Raw genomic sequence first — 381 nt, forward strand, 5'->3', positions numbered from 1 at the left:
GGAAGGAATATTACCGTTACTACACCGGCGGCCGCTGGGAGGACTGGAACAATTACGATCTGATCATCAACACCAGTAAGTTTGATTTGGAGCAGACTGCGAAGCTCATTAAGGATTACATTAAGTTAAAAGGATTTGATCTGTAAGATGAACCGGAAAAGTAAGTTTTGTCACTGTGCTGACAAGAGAGACATGCCAAATTCCCGAAAACCCGGCATGCGGATTGAAACAGCCAATACGGTAAGCGTCTGCCTCACAGCAATGATTTGCTGCGCGCTGTGGGGCAGCGCTTTTCCATGTATCAAGATCGGATACCAGCTGTTTCAGATAGAAGGAAATGATGTCTCCAGCCAGCTTTTATTCGCGGGATACCGTTTTACC

1 protein-coding gene is annotated in these 381 nt (G+C 46.2%); it reads left to right on the forward strand.

All coding sequences use genetic code 11. The annotated features are described in order from the left end of the window. Positions 1–216: 216 nt before the first annotated feature. On the forward strand, positions 217–381 hold a 165-nt coding region (locus NE664_15760), incomplete at its 3' end, for an EamA/RhaT family transporter (GenBank protein MCQ4728090.1).

It is taken from the genome of Anaerotignum faecicola, from assembly GCA_024460105.1.
Classification (GTDB): Bacteria; Bacillota; Clostridia; order Lachnospirales; family Anaerotignaceae; genus JANFXS01.